This is a genomic window from Roseivirga seohaensis (genome assembly GCF_001592945.1).
GTDB classification, from domain to species: domain Bacteria; phylum Bacteroidota; class Bacteroidia; order Cytophagales; family Cyclobacteriaceae; genus Roseivirga; species Roseivirga seohaensis.
The window spans coordinates 549,713-565,031 of sequence record NZ_LRPB01000023.1 but is presented as its reverse complement, the minus strand read 5'-3'; the positions used below and the strand labels follow the sequence as shown (position 1 = coordinate 565,031).

At 39.9% G+C, this 15,319-nt stretch carries 17 protein-coding genes; 7 read left to right on the top strand and 10 right to left on the bottom strand.

Annotated elements, in window-relative coordinates:
• Window positions 1-110 precede the first annotated feature (110 nt).
• Window positions 111-2,093 (top strand): OmpA family protein, encoded by a 1,983-nt coding sequence (locus AWW67_RS08845; protein WP_062301211.1) that lies wholly within the window; start codon window positions 111-113, stop codon window positions 2,091-2,093.
• 131 nt (window positions 2,094-2,224) lie between these two features.
• Here the strand turns inward: AWW67_RS08845 and AWW67_RS08840 are convergent, their stop codons facing one another.
• The 7 genes from AWW67_RS08840 to AWW67_RS08810 form a co-directional block, all read right to left on the bottom strand.
• Window positions 2,225-2,416 (bottom strand): hypothetical protein, encoded by a 192-nt coding sequence (locus tag AWW67_RS08840; RefSeq protein ID WP_062301209.1) that lies wholly within the window; start codon window positions 2,414-2,416, stop codon window positions 2,225-2,227.
• 3 nt (window positions 2,417-2,419) lie between these two features.
• Window positions 2,420-2,845 (bottom strand): type II toxin-antitoxin system VapC family toxin, encoded by a 426-nt coding sequence (locus tag AWW67_RS08835; protein ID WP_053223432.1) that lies wholly within the window; start codon window positions 2,843-2,845, stop codon window positions 2,420-2,422.
• Window positions 2,842-3,099, bottom strand: a complete 258-nt coding sequence (locus AWW67_RS08830; protein ID WP_062301207.1) for a DUF6364 family protein — start codon at window positions 3,097-3,099, stop codon at window positions 2,842-2,844. The genes AWW67_RS08835 and AWW67_RS08830 overlap by 4 nt, the downstream gene beginning before the upstream one ends.
• A 337-nt stretch (window positions 3,100-3,436) precedes the next feature.
• Complete coding sequence (locus AWW67_RS08825) at window positions 3,437-3,712, bottom strand: type II toxin-antitoxin system RelE/ParE family toxin (RefSeq protein WP_071387081.1); 276 nt, start codon at window positions 3,710-3,712, stop codon at window positions 3,437-3,439.
• 41 nt (window positions 3,713-3,753) lie between these two features.
• A complete protein-coding gene (locus AWW67_RS08820; RefSeq protein WP_062301205.1) occupies window positions 3,754-3,987 on the bottom strand; it encodes a hypothetical protein in 234 nt (77 codons plus the stop codon).
• Between the two features lie 212 nt (window positions 3,988-4,199).
• Window positions 4,200-5,507 (bottom strand): RIP metalloprotease RseP, encoded by a 1,308-nt coding sequence (rseP, locus tag AWW67_RS08815; RefSeq protein WP_062301203.1) that lies wholly within the window; start codon window positions 5,505-5,507, stop codon window positions 4,200-4,202.
• Window positions 5,508-5,510: 3 nt separating this feature from the next.
• The gene (locus AWW67_RS08810) at window positions 5,511-6,674 is read right to left on the bottom strand and encodes a 1-deoxy-D-xylulose-5-phosphate reductoisomerase (RefSeq protein ID WP_062301202.1); all 1,164 of its coding nucleotides are present in this window, start codon (window positions 6,672-6,674) and stop codon (window positions 5,511-5,513) included.
• 517 nt (window positions 6,675-7,191) lie between these two features.
• On the opposite strand from AWW67_RS08810, the gene AWW67_RS08805 reads away from it, so the two are divergent.
• On the top strand, window positions 7,192-8,676 hold the full coding sequence (locus AWW67_RS08805) for a trypsin-like peptidase domain-containing protein (protein ID WP_062301200.1): 1,485 nt from the start codon (window positions 7,192-7,194) through the stop codon (window positions 8,674-8,676).
• Between the two features lie 92 nt (window positions 8,677-8,768).
• Here the strand turns inward: AWW67_RS08805 and AWW67_RS08800 are convergent, their stop codons facing one another.
• Window positions 8,769-10,550 carry a sodium:solute symporter family protein gene (locus AWW67_RS08800; protein WP_062301198.1) on the bottom strand — a complete coding sequence of 594 codons (1,782 nt, stop codon included), beginning with the start codon at window positions 10,548-10,550 and terminating at the stop codon, window positions 8,769-8,771.
• Window positions 10,551-10,632: 82 nt separating this feature from the next.
• Here AWW67_RS08800 and AWW67_RS08795 point away from each other — a divergent pair, with 82 nt between their 5' ends.
• From AWW67_RS08795 to AWW67_RS08775, 5 genes are all read left to right on the top strand, one after another.
• Window positions 10,633-11,523: a nucleotidyltransferase family protein gene (locus AWW67_RS08795; RefSeq protein WP_062301196.1), complete on the top strand. Its 891-nt coding sequence runs from the start codon at window positions 10,633-10,635 to the stop codon at window positions 11,521-11,523.
• Window positions 11,523-12,539, top strand: a complete 1,017-nt coding sequence (locus AWW67_RS08790) for a phosphotransferase enzyme family protein (protein ID WP_062301195.1) — start codon at window positions 11,523-11,525, stop codon at window positions 12,537-12,539. Before AWW67_RS08795 ends, AWW67_RS08790 begins: the two co-directional genes overlap by 1 nt.
• Window positions 12,536-13,033 (top strand): cupin domain-containing protein, encoded by a 498-nt coding sequence (locus AWW67_RS08785; protein ID WP_062301193.1) that lies wholly within the window; start codon window positions 12,536-12,538, stop codon window positions 13,031-13,033. The genes AWW67_RS08790 and AWW67_RS08785 overlap by 4 nt, the downstream gene beginning before the upstream one ends.
• Window positions 13,034-13,083: 50 nt before the next feature.
• Window positions 13,084-13,404: a heavy metal-binding domain-containing protein gene (locus AWW67_RS08780; RefSeq protein WP_053223496.1), complete on the top strand. Its 321-nt coding sequence runs from the start codon at window positions 13,084-13,086 to the stop codon at window positions 13,402-13,404.
• Between the two features lie 161 nt (window positions 13,405-13,565).
• Window positions 13,566-13,775, top strand: coding sequence for an LPXTG cell wall anchor domain-containing protein (locus AWW67_RS08775; RefSeq protein WP_062301191.1), 210 nt, complete (start codon window positions 13,566-13,568; stop codon window positions 13,773-13,775).
• Between the two features lie 29 nt (window positions 13,776-13,804).
• On the opposite strand, the gene AWW67_RS08770 is transcribed toward AWW67_RS08775, so the two are convergent.
• Both AWW67_RS08770 and AWW67_RS08765 read right to left on the bottom strand, forming a co-directional pair.
• A complete protein-coding gene (locus tag AWW67_RS08770) occupies window positions 13,805-14,029 on the bottom strand; it encodes a VF530 family protein (RefSeq protein ID WP_062301190.1) in 225 nt (74 codons plus the stop codon).
• A 136-nt stretch (window positions 14,030-14,165) separates the two neighbouring features.
• Window positions 14,166-15,311, bottom strand: coding sequence for a hypothetical protein (locus tag AWW67_RS08765; RefSeq protein ID WP_062301188.1), 1,146 nt, complete (start codon window positions 15,309-15,311; stop codon window positions 14,166-14,168).
• Window positions 15,312-15,319 lie beyond the last annotated feature (8 nt).

Genomic DNA, 15,319 nt, shown 5'->3' with positions numbered 1-15,319 from the left:
GCAAGCCGTGTGCCAAACGGCAATGTGTCATGAACGGTTTTTTAATTGCACTGAAAAACACGTAATTTGATGTATCTTTTACTAAAAAGAGACTAAAACACTTGAAAAGAATGAGACCGATACTACTCATTGCGGTCGTACTGTTATACTGTAACTCTACAGTACATGGACAGTTTTTCAAAAAAAAGAAAGACAATAAGAAAGCCGAGCTCGTAGAATTGAATTCCGATTCGGTATCTGTTGAAATTACGGACATCATCTTTAGAAATATAAACAAGGTTGGGCTTTACACCAACGATAAACAGCTTAAAAGAATAGATAAACTCGATAAGGAAAAGAACTGGAAGGAGCTATATCCTGAATTAAAAGAGTATGTCTCCAATTTCGGAATTCAAAACTTTGCTTATCAAACCTATTATTTGTGGAGACTAGCCAAACTGACGGAGGTATTTGGTACGGTAGACCAAGCGAGACCACTGTACAGCCTTGTACTAAAACATCATCGAAGGGGGCTTCCGATTGAAGACGTACTAGCGCGGTATGATTCCATCAACCTCAATAAGATGGAATACTACGTTCCGTTGGAGTATTATTATGAGTTGGTGGAGTACCGCAGGCAGGTAGATACACTTATTCCACCACGTGGCGTACTGACCTCCATGGGAAATAAAATCAACTCTTTAATGGAAGATTATGCACCTAGCGTAGCCAAAGGCGATGAAATTTTACTGTTCACTTCCAAAAGAAATGCCCATAATGAAGGCATTAAAGTAATTAGTAATGAAGATATTTTTATAGCCCAAAGTACCGAAAATGGCTGGGGCGAAGCCAAACCTTTTGAAGCAATCAATAGCAAATACAACGAAGGTTCGGCTGCAATGACCAAGGATGGAAATACCATTTTCTTCTCACGCTGCGATGCCCCCGATAGTTTTGGGAATTGTGATTTGTACACCTCCGTTTTTCAGGGCGATACTATTTGGACAGAACCTAAAAACATGGGAGAATTGATCAACTCCAAAGGCTGGGACTCGCACCCTACGCTTTCACCTACTGAAGACACGCTCTATTTTTCATCTGACCGTCAGGGTGGATTCGGCTTGGCCGATTTATATTACACTTATAAAGACTCACAAAACAAGTGGGCGCAACCCCAGAATTTAGGCCCCATTGTAAACACGCGTCAGAATGAAGTAAGCCCTTTTTATCACCCCGAACACAATGTGCTGTACTTTAGTAGTAATGGTCATTTATTGAATTTTGGGGATTACGACATCTATAAAGCTTACAAAGTAGGAATCAATTTTTCGGAACCGATCAATATTGGACCTTTGGTAAATGGCCCTGGAACGGAGTTTTACTTTACCATCGATAAAGCTTCTAAAGATATTTTTTACTCTCGCTCAGAGGAAAAAAGCATGAAAAATCTGGATCTCTTTTCTTTTCCATTACCCATGGGCGGGCAACCTTTGGCCACTACCCGATTTATGGGAAAAATTCAGAGCGTAACAGGAAAGATTCCTCAAAATATGGTGGTTTCCATCATCGATTTGGATGAAGGGGTAGAAGTGGCCCCTAAATTTGCCCGTGAAGACGGCACTTTTGAATTCGACCTTATCAACCAAAGAAATTATTTGGTGGTGATTCAAGGAGATGATTTTTTCCGCCTAGAAAAAATGTTTTTCCTAGATGGCGATACCGAATATGAAGGCATTGTAGAACGTGTGGCCAGTAAAATTGAATTTGCCTCTCTAGAGTTTGAAAATGGGAAGTCAAACATACTTCCAGAAATGGAGAGTGACCTGAAGAAAGTGGTGGACTTTCTAATTGATCATCCATCATTCAAACTGAATGTATCTGGCCATACCGATTCTAGTGGCGATGCCGTTTTAAATCTTGCCCTTTCCCAACAAAGAGCCCAATCGATTAAAAACTGGATTGTGGATGGCGGTGTAAATAGTGAACGCATTAATGCCATTGGCTACGGAAGCCAACGCCCCATTGTTAAAGAAGAAAAAACGGACGAAGACCGCGCAGTCAACCGCAGGGTAGAGTTTGAAATTTATAGAGAGGCGCAGGAGGAAGGAAATTAACAAGGCCTAAAAGTATTCGGATTCGCTCAGTGAGTTATCGGTTTGAAACCGACTTCAACGGCATCCTCGATACAATCGAGGATGGGAGGGTTTTGAATAATTTGTATTTGGCTAGAAGATCTGAACTGCTTTTAAATCGATTGTTTTGAAAAATCAGATTCTGATTGGTCAATTCGTTTGTTCAATTCAACTTGAGCCATTGGTTCAAGTTCTCGTTTGCTGGAAAAATCCCTTTCCTTTTTCAATGTTTTTTCATGACGAGAAAGCTTCTCCTCGCTTAAAGAACTCTTCATATTACCTGTTTTCTGAGCTTCTAAATTCATTTACTAAGGCTTTATTTTTCTGCTCTTCAAATATTCATCTGGAGTCAAAACGGAAATTTCTGACGCTTTAAAATCTTTCCCATTTCGGGTAATGAGTATATTACACTCGGTTTTTACTGCACAATAGTATTGTAGAGCATCTTCAAAATCAGCAAACTTTGAAGAAAGTCCTTGGTCAATAATTTTGTCTGTTAAATCTGAAGTTTCAGCAATGACTTTAAGTTTTCTCATTTTCTCTTTTACGACCTCATTGTCCTCATATCTGGAGAGAAGGTAATACACTGTTGAGTAAGTTAAAGCGGAGACGATAATATGTACTTTCCCTTTGTCTGCAAGCGTTGCAATTTTTGCCGCAGATTCGTAGAAAGATGCACGCTCGCCCAGTAAATCGATTACGATATTAGTGTCTAGAAATAGTCTGTCTTTCATTTGTACTTCTCTGCGAGGTGGTCACCGTAGGCTTTTTTATAATCTAAATCGGCAGGTATTTTAACTCCAGTTTGAATGCTTTTCACAAAGGGAGATATCTTAATATTGTCTTGTGAGAAGGCGTCTTCCGTATCAATTAGTGTTTTTAAGTAAGATTCAATCAAGCGAGAGAGACTTCTCTTTTGAGATGAAGCATATGCCTTTGCTTTGTCGATTACTTGTTTGTCAAGCTTTAAAGTCAATTTTGTATCCATAGCAATCTTTTTAATATACGTACAAATATAAATAATTTAGACGTATTATAAAAACACTTTGATTGATGGTTTGGTTGTTGGTAGAAGACTAATTATGCCTGAGTGCAGGATGAAAGCCCTAAAAGCCAAACCCTTAACCGCAGGGTAGATTTTGAAATTTATAGAGAAGCGCAGGAAGAGGGTGGGAATTAGCAAGGCCCAAAAGCATTATAATTCACGGATTGAGTTATCGGTTTGAAAGTGAGTTGGTGTGGCATCCTCTATACAATCGAGGGTGAGGTTCGGGAGAGATTAACTACTATTGACTCAAGATCGTCTACTCGATTGGCAACTAATTCTATTTGATTCTTTTTAGTTTCGGTGGGTTTTGTCGAGTATCAAAAACGTCTGCAATTTTTATAAAACCGTTTTCTGTGTCCACTGAATAAATCAGCTTATAGTTTTTGAAAACTAAATATCTATATCCAATTTTTCGCTGCTTAAGCAACTCTTCTTCTTGTCCTATGAATGGTGCTTTTATCAACTTTTCAGGTTCGCTGATAATCTCCTTCACAAGTTTTTTTGCAATACTTGGACTTGCCTTCTTTTCGTAGTAATTATAAATCTCATCCAGTTGATTTTCAGCAAATTAAGACCAAATAATTTTCAAAATCATTATTCATATTTAGCTAAAAGTTCTGAACTGCTTTTAAATCGATTGTTTTCAAAATCAGCCTCTGATTGGTCAACTCGTTTGTTCAACTCACCTTCAGTCATTGACTCAAGTCCTAGATTGTCTAAAGTACTCTTCTCCTTTTTCAATATATTTTCAAGACGAGAAACCGCCTCCTCACTTTGAAGTTTTAAGAACTCCTGAACAAATTCTATTTTTCGGGCTTCAAAATTCATTCTTCAAGGTTTTACCAAAGATACAAAAATCGATTCAGCTATTATTTTTCTTGAATTGACGAGGTGCAAAAATTGTTACTGAGGTTTTATAACGCTCAATTAAAGTAAATCGTTTAGCAAAACTTGGCTTATTCTAAAAGTTTTCGTCTAGGTGTAAAAACAAAAAAAGGTGCCTTTTCAAGCACCTTCTTTATTAAAATTTTTGGTTCAGTCTAAATTCCGAAAAGCTTTAGAATATCATTTCCGAATACAAATACCATTAGTAAAAGGAGAATAACCATTCCTACTTTTTGGGCGTTTTCAAGAAATTGATCTGAAGGCGCTTTGCCCGATACCATTTCGAAAAGCAGGAACATTACGTGTCCACCGTCCAAAGCCGGAATTGGCAATAAGTTCATAAAGGCCAATACCATTGAAATAAAGCCTGTAATTCCCCAGAATGCATTCCAGTCCCAAGTTTTAGGGAACATGTTTACAATACCGATTGGGCCACTCATATTTCTGGCAGACATTTCGCCATTGAACTTGAACATTTTTCCCATGGCCTTGGCATTAAGAATTACCGCACCAAATGCTTTTGAGGTACCTCTAGGAATGGCTTCGGCTAAAGTATATTCGCTTATTTCGTAGGCTGGCGCCAAAGCAATACCTATTTGAGTATCCTGGTTTACATCAAGATTCACCGTCACTTCCTGACCATTTCTCTCAATTAAGAAAGCCACATTTTGACCTGCATAGTTTGCCATCTCAGACCTCAACTGGTCAAAATATTGAACTTCAACACCGTTGGCTTTCAGTATTTTATCTCCCTCTTGTAATGGAATATCAAACCCTTCTTGTAAATCAGCCACTACTACAGGTCTTCGTGGTTCTAAGAATTTAGATTGAAATTCTTCATCGCTCAAATTGTTCAAAAAGCCTTTCGGAATTGGAATATCAAGCTGCTGTCCGTTACGCTCTACTGTCCAGTAGCCATCGGTAGTAAGTAGCGTTTCACCACTGGTGATGTCGCCAAAACGGTCGTAATCAGCACCGTTTACCATGATTACCTTGTCGCCAGTTTGGAAACCTACTTCTTGAGCAATTTCACCAGCAACTACACCATATTCTTTTGAAAATTTGGCTGGAATATAAGCTTCTCCTTGATTGTAAGTAAGAATTACAAAGGCAATAATACCTGCGATTACGTTTACGATAATTCCACCTAACATTACGATTAAACGCTGCCAAGCTGGTTTAGAACGGAATTCCCATGGTTGTGGCTCTTGTTTCATTTGCTCCTTATCCATAGATTCATCGATCATCCCAGATATTTTAACAAAGCCACCCAATGGAATAGCACCTAAACCGTATTCTGTATCTCCCTTTTTAAAACTGAACACTTTTGGAGGAAAGCCAATGAAGAATTTCTCCACTTTCATTCCAAAAAAACGAGCGGCAAGCATATGGCCTGCTTCGTGAATTCCTACCAGAATTGATAGGGCCAGCAATAGCTGAGCAATCTGTACTATAGTTTCCATTAATTAAATTATGTGTTCAAATGCTATTTTTCTCGTCTCCTCGTCTGTAAAGACATAGTCCTCATACGTTGGCTTTTTAACAAAGGATACTTTTTGCATACAAGCTTCAACTACATCGGACATTCCTAAGAAGCTGATTTCATCTTTAAGGAATTTCTCTACCGCCACCTCATTGGCAGCATTCAATATACAAGCCATGTTTCCGCCTTGTTTAAGGGCCTCATATGCCAGTGCCAAGTTACGGAAAGTCTTTGTATCGGCCTGCTCAAAAGTAAGTGCAGGATAATTCAAGAAATCGAACCTTGGAAAGTCGGTTTTGATTCTTTCAGGATAAGTCATGGCAAATTGAATCGGCAGCTTCATGTCGGGCAAACCCATTTGTGCTTTCATGCTACCGTCTTCAAACTGCACAATCGAATGAATAATTGATTGCGGATGCACAATGACTTCAATCTGCTCTTGCTTTAGGTTGAAGAGCCATTTGGCTTCAATCACTTCCAATCCTTTGTTCATCAAAGAAGCCGAATCGATTGTGATTTTTGCGCCCATGTCCCAGTTGGGGTGTTTCAGGGCTTGTTCTTTGGTTACTGTTTTAAGAAAGTTGGTATCCTTTCCACGGAACGGACCACCAGAAGCAGTAAGTATAATTTTTTCGATTGGGTTATGGAATTCCCCCACCAAGCATTGGAAAATAGCCGAATGCTCAGAGTCTACGGGATAAATGTTCACGCCATACTCTTCGGCCAAAGCAGTAATCAGTTCACCAGCCACCACCAGGGTTTCTTTATTGGCCAAAGCAATTGGCTTTCCGCTTTCAATGGCTTTAATAGTTGGTCTTAAACCCGCATAACCCACCAAAGCGGTAAGCACCAAATCAATGCTGTCCATTTGCACTACCGAAGAAAGAGCATTTTCGCCAGCATAAACCTTAATATCGAGTCGGTCTAAAGCGTCAAAAACTTTGTCGTAATGATTATCATTACCAATGACCACCGCATTCGGTTTGAAGGTAATGGCCTGTTCAATCAGTAAATCGCAGTTGTTTTGTGCGGTAAGCACTTCCACCTGAAAACGATCTGGATTGGCTTGAATTACCTCTAAGGCCTGCGTGCCGATAGAGCCAGTGGAGCCCAAAATGGCAATGTGCTTCTTCTTAATTTCTTCCACGTATTGCTTAACTATTTCAGATAATGTAAAAGTGCATCTGCAAGTTTACGGTAGTTTGAAAGGCGAAATCAATTATTTTATTCGCCTTACTTGCCCTGCGATTTAATCTACTTTCTGAAAGCATCGCGCGACAATCATTTTACTTTCAGCGTTTTTCGAATACTACACAAAATCCGATGACCTGAGTAAGAATTCATTTTTTGAAGCTGCAAATTTAGGTCTTTTTCAAAGGCCTCCAAATGAGAAAGTTCTTTGCAAAATATGACGTTTCTATACAAACAAAATTGCTACCCACTTAATGTGCCTTTGCCTTTAGCAAAAATATGTTTTTGAGGTGTCGGAATCATTAAAAGTTGACAATCTCCATGCGTCCATTTAACTTTTAACCTTAATTAACAATGCACAGATTACCAACAATATCTCTGTTACGTATGTTTGAATATTGCGAGGTAAAGTCTCTGAACGACTTCCTCCTATTTCTTTCGAATTTAGATAAAACAATTATTAGCATACAGATATGAAAAGCGCAGCTAAGATTATTCTTCTGGCTTTTGTAGCCGGACTGGCCGGAGCCTTTGTTTTCCAACAGTTTTTGAGCCCTGCTCAAGTGAATGAGATTATACGAGAAGTACCGGCCAATATTAGGCAAGCCAGCTATACGACTGACCGAGCGGATAATGAATCAACCGTTCGGCCGTTTGAAACTCCAGCAGATTTTAGGACCGCTGCCGATAAATCCATCCGCAGTGTGGTATACATTAAGAACTTACAGCGTAACAGAAGGAGCATGTCTTTCTTCGACTACATTTATGGACGCGAAGGCGCTAGTTCCGAAGTGGCCATTGGCTCAGGCTCAGGCGTGATCTACTCTAAAGATGGATACATTATCACTAACAATCATGTGATTGAAGGCGCAGATGAAATAGAGGTAATGCACGAAAAAAGAACCTATCGTGCAACACTAGTGGGCACCGACCCTAGTCTTGATTTAGCTGTACTAAAAATTGATGCGAAAAACTTACCAGCAATTGAACTGGGAAAAAGTTCGGATGTGAGAATTGGAGACTGGGTTTTAGCAGTGGGTAATCCATTCAACCTAACCTCTACAGTAACAGCCGGAATTGTAAGTGCTATTGGCAGCGAAACAGCCGCATTAAGAGAAAACTTCCCGCTTGAACTTTATATTCAAACCGATGCCGCCATTAACCCCGGAAACAGCGGTGGAGCTCTGGTAAATACCGATGGCGAACTGGTAGGAATTAACTCTTCAATCATTTCCAGAACAGGCTCTTACGCAGGCTATGGTTTTGCCGTGCCTTCCGACATTGTAGTGAAAGCGGTAGAAGATTTGAAAAAGTACAAGTATGTACAAAAAGCATATACTGGTGCCGATGTAGCGGAAATTAATGAAGAATTAGCCAAGAGAGAAAATCTGAAAGACCTAAAAGGAGTATTCATTCAGTCGATTAGAAGAGAAAGTGCAGCAGATAAAGCTGGGCTCGAGGCGGGTGATGTGATACTTACTTTAAACGGAAAGCACATCAATAGCAAATCTACCTTTGATGAACTACTCACTTACATGTCGCCAGGCGATAAGGTGTTGGTAGAGTACAGAAGAAACCAGCGTGTAGGCCAAACTTATGTTACTTTAGAAAACATATTAGGGAACACCGATATTCTAAATAGCCAATCTGCCCTTAGTGAAGACGACATTCACTTCTCGGATTTTCTGGGTGCCGAAATGAGAAAATTAACTCAAGCGGAATTAGAAAAGAACGGCCTGAAATACGGAGTGAAGATCACCAAAATTAATAAGGATACCGGCTTTATGAGAAAGTTGAGCGACCTTAAGGAGGGAGATATTATTGTGGCCATTAACCAAAGGTGGGCAGGAGACCCAGCGGCTGTAGCAAACTACCTTGAACGTTATTCTGGAAGAATACAGATTGATATTCTTGACTCAAAAGGAAAACAAAACACACTAAGATATAGGTTTCAGTAAAAGATATTAGTGAATTGAAAAAGGGGCTAAATGCCCCTTTTTTGTTTTCTATAACGAACAGTTTCGGCCGTAAATCGGCTTTTCACCTAAGTTTAGAATGTCAATTTCTTCCAAGTTCGTAATAAGAGTAAAACACTCACTAATGTAACAGAGAGCAGAATCACCGCGGTTGAAATATTACCATAGAGCAGCATGCCTACACCAAATAGCGCACTGTAAACAATGATTATTCCGAGGAACATTGCAATCAGGTCAATGCTAAAGCGACCAACATGGCTTTCTAATTGAATACCTTCTTTTTGAGCTATTTTTTTGAAGCCATTCCAGCCAATACCGTAAGGTTTTACAGAATTAAAGAAGGTAGCCAATCTCTGGTAGTCAGTTGGCTTGGTAAGCAAGGTAACCCCTACCCAAGCTATGGTGGTTATGCCTACACTCCACAATAATTGGTAATCACCAGGTATGGCAAGCATAAAATCTGGGCCTGTTTTTTCATAAAAAAGTAATGCCATAATGAATGAAACAACCATGGCCGTAATTTCAGAATAAGCATTTACCCTCCACCAGAACCAACGAAGCAAGAATACGGCACCTGTTCCTGCACCTACTTTAAGTAGAATTTGGAAGGCATCATAGGCACTGGTAAGTACCAAAGCAAACAAAGCGGCAAAAACCATTAAAAGCACGGTAGATATTCTTCCAATATTCACCAATTCTTTTTCACTTGCTTCTGGCTTCACAAATCTTTGATAGAAATCATAGGCCACATAAGAAGAACCCCAGTTGAGGTGCGTTGAAATGGTGGACATAAAGGCCGCAATTAATGAAGCAATAACAATTCCCAAAAGCCCTTTAGGTAAAGTGAGTAACATCGCTGAATAACCTAAATCGTGGCCCATTTTTCCTTCAGAAATATTCGGGAAAGCGGATCTGATAGACTCCAAATCAGGGTAGACTACCAACGAAGCCAACGCGATCAAAATCCATGGCCAAGGGCGCAAAGCGTAATGGGTAATGTTGAAAAGCAAAGTAGCCGAAACTGCATTTTTTTCATCTTTGGCCGAAAGCATACGTTGGGCAATGTAGCCACCTCCACCAGGTTCGGCACCTGGATACCAAACGCTCCACCACTGCACAGCCAGCGGAATGACTAGAAGCGTAATAAACAATTCTCTATTATTGAAGTCAGGAATCAGATCCAGTTTTGGCGTAACATTTGGATTGGCCAAAAGCTCTGTTAAACCACCTACTTCAGGCAAGTTAATGATGTAAACTGCTGCGGCTATGGAACCTACCATGGCGACTAAAAACTGTAAGAAATCGGTGAGAATAACGCCCCTTAATCCGCCCATCGAGCTATAGGCCACAGTAATTACCGAAGCGTAAAGCATGGTTTTCCAAGGTTCTAAACCAAACATGATTTCCCCAATCTTAATAGCAGCCAAGGAAACCGAAGCCATAATCATCACATTGAAGAAAACGCCTAAATAAATAGCACGGAAGCCCCTTAAGAAGGCTGCCTCTTTTCCGCTATAGCGTGTTTCGTAAAACTCTAAATCGGTAAGTACGCCTGATTTCCTCCAAAGCTTGGCATACACAAAAACGGTGAGCATACCCGTGACCAGAAAAGCCCACCATACCCAGTTACCCGCCACACCGTTCTGACGAACAATATCTGTTACCAAATTTGGTGTATCGGCAGAAAAAGTGGTGGCCACCATTGAAATTCCCAATAACCACCAAGGCATATTTCTTCCCGATAGAAAAAATTCTTTTGAGCTCGTACCTGCCTTTTTTGATACTTTAAGGCCGATTAACAAAAAAATGACAAAAAAACCGAGGATGATAATCCAATCGAGTGTCGCTAGCTGCATAATATAATGATTTGTTAAATTGACTCGTCTTGTCTTTTTCGACAACTTCGAGCCAACAATTATAATTAAAATAGAGGACATTATGGATTTGACTTTGGTAGTATTGGCTGCGGGCATGGGAAGCCGATATGGTGGAAATAAACAATTGGACGGAATTGGCCCACATGGCGAAATCATTATGGATTATTCAATTCATGATGCCATCAATGCTGGATTCACTAAAGTGGTATTTATTATCCGTACGGATTTGAAAGACGCTTTTGACGAACACTACAAAAATCGATTCAACGGAAAGATTAAAATGGAGTATGCTTTTCAGAATGAATACACAGAGCATACTGCGCCATACGAAGCCGATAGAAAAAAACCTTGGGGAACAACGCATGCTATTTTGGCTGCCAAACACCTCATTAATGAGCCTTTTGTAGTAATTAATGCCGATGATTATTATGGTCAGGAATCTTTTGGTGAAGTGGTGACTGCCATGAAAAACTTAAAGGAAAATGAGTACTTAATCATGGGCTACAGCTTAGTCAACACGCTTTCTGATCACGGAACGGTTAATCGTGGCGTTTGCCAAGTGAAAGAAGACATGACCCTAACGGGCATTAAAGAAACGCTGGCCATCAGCAAAAATGGTGATGCTATTACTTATGAAGAAGATGGAGTGAAGCATTCACTCGCGCCAGATACTTACGTGTCGATGAATTTCTTGGGTTTCCCAGCTTCTGCGCTTCCTCATTTCGAAGAAAAATTTATCGATTTTGTGAAGGAAAACCACACCAACCCTAAGTCGGAGTGTTTTATTCCTGCCGAAATGGACAACCTCATGAACGAAGGCAAAGCTACAGTTAAGGTAGTACCGACTTCTGCTTCATGGTTAGGAGTAACCTATCAGGAGGATAAACCATTTGTTGTAAGCGGAATTAGTAAAATGATTGCGGACGGGAAATACCCTGAAGAAATAAAATAATGAACATTGCCTTAGCAGCATTAAAGGCATTCAAATTAAAAGGGGCAATCGAGAAGGTTGCCCCTTTCGGTTCTGGCCATATCAATGATACCTTCAAAGTTGAAACCGACTGCGGAAACTACCTGCTTCAGAAAGTAAACACCAAAGTTTTTCAGAATACAGAAGCTTTGGAAAACAATCTCAACCTGCTGCAAGGCTTGCAATCAGAAATATTCGCAAGGCACATTACAACCGAAAAGGGGAAATGCTTTTATGTAGATCAAAGTGGCTGTTGGAAATTACAAGAGTTCGTAGTGAATGCCTATGGACCTACAACTGCTAATAATCTCACTTTGGTTAAAGAAGTTGGAAAGGGCTTTGGCATGTTTACCAAAGTCACGTCTGTTTTAGACCCTACCGTTTTCAATGAAGCCATCCCGAATTTCCATAACTTAAAATGGCGTTTGCAACAATTGGACGAAGCCATTAAACAAAATAGGGCAAATCGAAGAGAGTCAAGCCAACACTTTATTGAACAGGCAAACACTTTCCGTTGGATTGCCGAACACTTTAATCAACTTATAAGGGGCGGTTTGCCGTTAAGGGTGTGTCATAACGATACAAAAATTGACAACATTCTTTTGACCGAAGGCACCGATGAATTTCGTCATGTGATTGATTTAGACACCTCCGGCCCAGGTTATGTGCTCTCTGATTTTGGCGATATGATGCGCACTTTACTCAGCCCAACAAAAGAAGCTGAACTGGATGAAAGTAAAATCGAAATCAGAGAAGGTTATATAGAGGCACTAAAATCAGGTTATCTTTCTTCTTGCGCTGAGTCTCTTTTACCTCTTGAAGTAGAGAGTTTAGAGTTTGGGGGTTTATACATGACTTATATGCAGGCCATTCGTTTTTTGGCCGATTACCTGAATGGCGACACTTATTACAAAATAAGCTTCGCGGAAGAAAACTATATCAGGACCAGAAATCAATTCAGACTATTGGAACTACTGAACAAACAAATTGAGCTATGAAAGCGGAATACTACATTGAAAAACTAAACCTACTGGCACATCCAGAAGGAGGTTATTACGCTGAAAGCTATAGATCAGAAGAAAGTATTGAAAAAAGCGCATTGCCCAATTACTATCCATCGGCACGAACATTCGGTACTTCAATTTACTTTCTGCTTACCCCCAATAGCGTTTCAAACTTCCATAGGCTAAACTCAGACGAAATTTGGCACTTTCATGATGGAGGCGCGGCCCGTATTCATATGCTTTCACCTGAAGGAAAATTGGTTTCTAAAACCATTGGGAAAGACTTAGAAAAGGGTGAAAGTTTCCAAGTTGTAATTCCAAAACACCATTGGTTTGCCGCGGAAATTATTCAAGGAGACTTCATTTTAGTAGGCTGCACAGTCTCACCCGGTTTCGAATTTGAAGACTTTGAATTGGCCGATCGCTCGACATTAGCTTCCGCTTATCCAGATCATAAAACACTGATAGAGCGTTTCACGAAAGCATAGTTATTCGCTGCATGAATTTGTGGCAAAAACTTAAAACCAAAAACAACAATATGCTTTTAACAACAACCCCAACCATCGAAGGTCACACAATTACAAAGTACCATGGCGTAATTACAGGCGAAGCCATTATTGGCGCCAATTTATTTAAAGACATTTTCGCCAGTATTACCGATTTAGTCGGTGGGCGTTCTGGCTCGTATGAGCGAGTGCTTCGCGAAGCAAAAAATAATGCAATGCAAGAATTACAATACGCGGCTCAAGCCATGGGCGCAAACGCAGTAGTGGGCATTGATTTGGATTATGAAACGATAGGTCAAAGTTCCAGCATGCTAATGGTTACAGCCAGCGGAACAGCAGTAACCTATCAATAATACTCACCGATTGGTGTTTTTTATCCCATAAAGCCTCGATTTATAGCAGATCGGGGCTTTACTTTTAATGCTCACCAATAAACTTTTACCCACTTGAAATGTTAGTTAAGCATAATTAGCGTAGCTCTAAAAGCAAGCGCTTGTACTAACAGAAACTAATTATGCTTTATACATTTATAGAAAATCCTTCAAGCCATTTCCATGCAGTGGAATACACTCCTATAGTTCATCAAAAATCCATTTACAAGGCCAATGACCCCGATGAGACAGACTTTCTTTCTGAAAATCCCAATTTGATTTGGGGTATATTGATTGGCGTAATGGTATTAGCTTTTGCCTTTTACGCCTTTTTAAAAAAGAAGAAGGATTAGTTATATGGCGATATTTGAAAAACGGTTGATTAAATAGAACGCAGATATAATTGTTCTACTTTCTCTCTGGCCCATGGCGTTTTCCGCAAAAAAGTAAGGCTCGATTTAATGGATGGGTTATGTGTAAAACAACGAATATTGATTCTATCGCCCAATTCTTCCCAACCATATTTTTTTACCAATACCTCTAGTATATCAGCCAGTTTTACTCCGTGGAGAGGGTTGTTGGGTTGAGATTCTTTTGGGGTGGTCATATGTTTTTATTTAGAAGGTTACCTCAATTACTACTGGTCACCCTGAGCTTGACTCAGGGTCTGTCAAAATAGACAGACAATAAGCAGGTTCTGAAACAAGTTCAGAATGACCAATAGCTTTAAGATAGGCCTTTATCTATATTTCAGAATCTCGGTAAAAATTACTGATACTTCCAATTATTTGATCATAAATGCGGTCTACAAAACCGATGAATAGGGTTTGAGGCGGTGGTGGAGGTAACTCCTTCAACTTACTCATTTCTATTTCATCGCGGGTAAGCGCTCTAGCATCTCCGTTAAACGAAGCCCATTCGTGTACCCATACATCTTTGCTTGGCAACTTACGATTGGTCAAAATTCGGTTAGTATATGCATCTCTTATTTCGAAATTCATTACGCCCTGCGAGGAAAGCGTTTTGCGGTTAATCGTCAACTCGGCTTTCACAGTATTATATACATCGTGCTTCACGCCTTTGTCGTCAGTAAACTGACCTACCACTACGCTGTCACGCTTCACCTCTTTGGTTTTCGATTCAATCAAAGTTTGGCCTAAAACGAAATCATCAAATTGCATTGATACGATTTGGTCGGGTTGCAAATCAATCTGCTCTGCTTGATCCACAGTGAAAAACTGAACAAATCGGCCTTGGCTAAATCTATCTAAGTATTCGATTACTCGGTTTTCAAAATACTCATTGGTCAACTCCAAGCTGCGAGAGTGAATGGGAATTGGTTCGATCAAAACCCGAACAGTGCCCATGTTTCTGGCGTCAGTCAATAAACTGTCAATGTTTGGTACGTTTCTGTCAAAATTAAGCGCAAAATTGAAATGCTTAAAAGCTCTTCTTCCCCCTTCAATTGTATTGGTAGCTAAAGCGTTATTTCCCAATTCTATCTGGTATTCAGCAGCTTTTCTGGCAGCATCACTTTCTTCGCTAATATATGATTTTGGCATTACCAGCGACAAACATGCTGGGCATCGCTGAATTTGACGATAATAACTGTTCAACTGCTTATACTGATAGTAAGTAGCCTCCCATTTATTTGGATCGTTATTTACTGCCAACATACGGATGTAATCCATATGATAATTGCTCGCCAAGCGATAACCCTCAATCAATACATCTTGCGATTTCTTATTGTCCGGGTTCGATTGTAAACGATTGATGGCACGGTCTAAAGCCGTTTCATAATTGCCTTTTTCGAGTGCGTTTTTTCCTGTAGCACAGCTTACGATAGTCAGCACCATAAGGGCTAAAAGTGAGTGTAAAAAAGTTTTCATAAGCTTTA

Coding starts and splice junctions, on each gene's coding strand:
- AWW67_RS08845 (WP_062301211.1), top strand. CDS start 111: ATGAGACCGATACTACTCATTGCGGTCGTACTGTTATACTGTAACTCT.
- AWW67_RS08840 (WP_062301209.1), bottom strand. CDS start 2,416: ATGAATTTAGAAGCTCAGAAAACAGGTAATATGAAGAGTTCTTTAAGC.
- AWW67_RS08835 (WP_053223432.1), bottom strand. CDS start 2,845: ATGAAAGACAGACTATTTCTAGACACTAATATCGTAATCGATTTACTG.
- AWW67_RS08830 (WP_062301207.1), bottom strand. CDS start 3,099: ATGGATACAAAATTGACTTTAAAGCTTGACAAACAAGTAATCGACAAA.
- AWW67_RS08820 (WP_062301205.1), bottom strand. CDS start 3,987: ATGAATTTTGAAGCCCGAAAAATAGAATTTGTTCAGGAGTTCTTAAAA.
- rseP (WP_062301203.1), bottom strand. CDS start 5,507: ATGGAAACTATAGTACAGATTGCTCAGCTATTGCTGGCCCTATCAATT.
- AWW67_RS08805 (WP_062301200.1), top strand. CDS start 7,192: ATGAAAAGCGCAGCTAAGATTATTCTTCTGGCTTTTGTAGCCGGACTG.
- AWW67_RS08800 (WP_062301198.1), bottom strand. CDS start 10,550: ATGCAGCTAGCGACACTCGATTGGATTATCATCCTCGGTTTTTTTGTC.
- AWW67_RS08795 (WP_062301196.1), top strand. CDS start 10,633: ATGGATTTGACTTTGGTAGTATTGGCTGCGGGCATGGGAAGCCGATAT.
- AWW67_RS08790 (WP_062301195.1), top strand. CDS start 11,523: ATGAACATTGCCTTAGCAGCATTAAAGGCATTCAAATTAAAAGGGGCA.
- AWW67_RS08785 (WP_062301193.1), top strand. CDS start 12,536: ATGAAAGCGGAATACTACATTGAAAAACTAAACCTACTGGCACATCCA.
- AWW67_RS08780 (WP_053223496.1), top strand. CDS start 13,084: ATGCTTTTAACAACAACCCCAACCATCGAAGGTCACACAATTACAAAG.
- AWW67_RS08775 (WP_062301191.1), top strand. CDS start 13,566: ATGCTTTATACATTTATAGAAAATCCTTCAAGCCATTTCCATGCAGTG.
- AWW67_RS08770 (WP_062301190.1), bottom strand. CDS start 14,029: ATGACCACCCCAAAAGAATCTCAACCCAACAACCCTCTCCACGGAGTA.
- AWW67_RS08765 (WP_062301188.1), bottom strand. CDS start 15,311: ATGAAAACTTTTTTACACTCACTTTTAGCCCTTATGGTGCTGACTATC.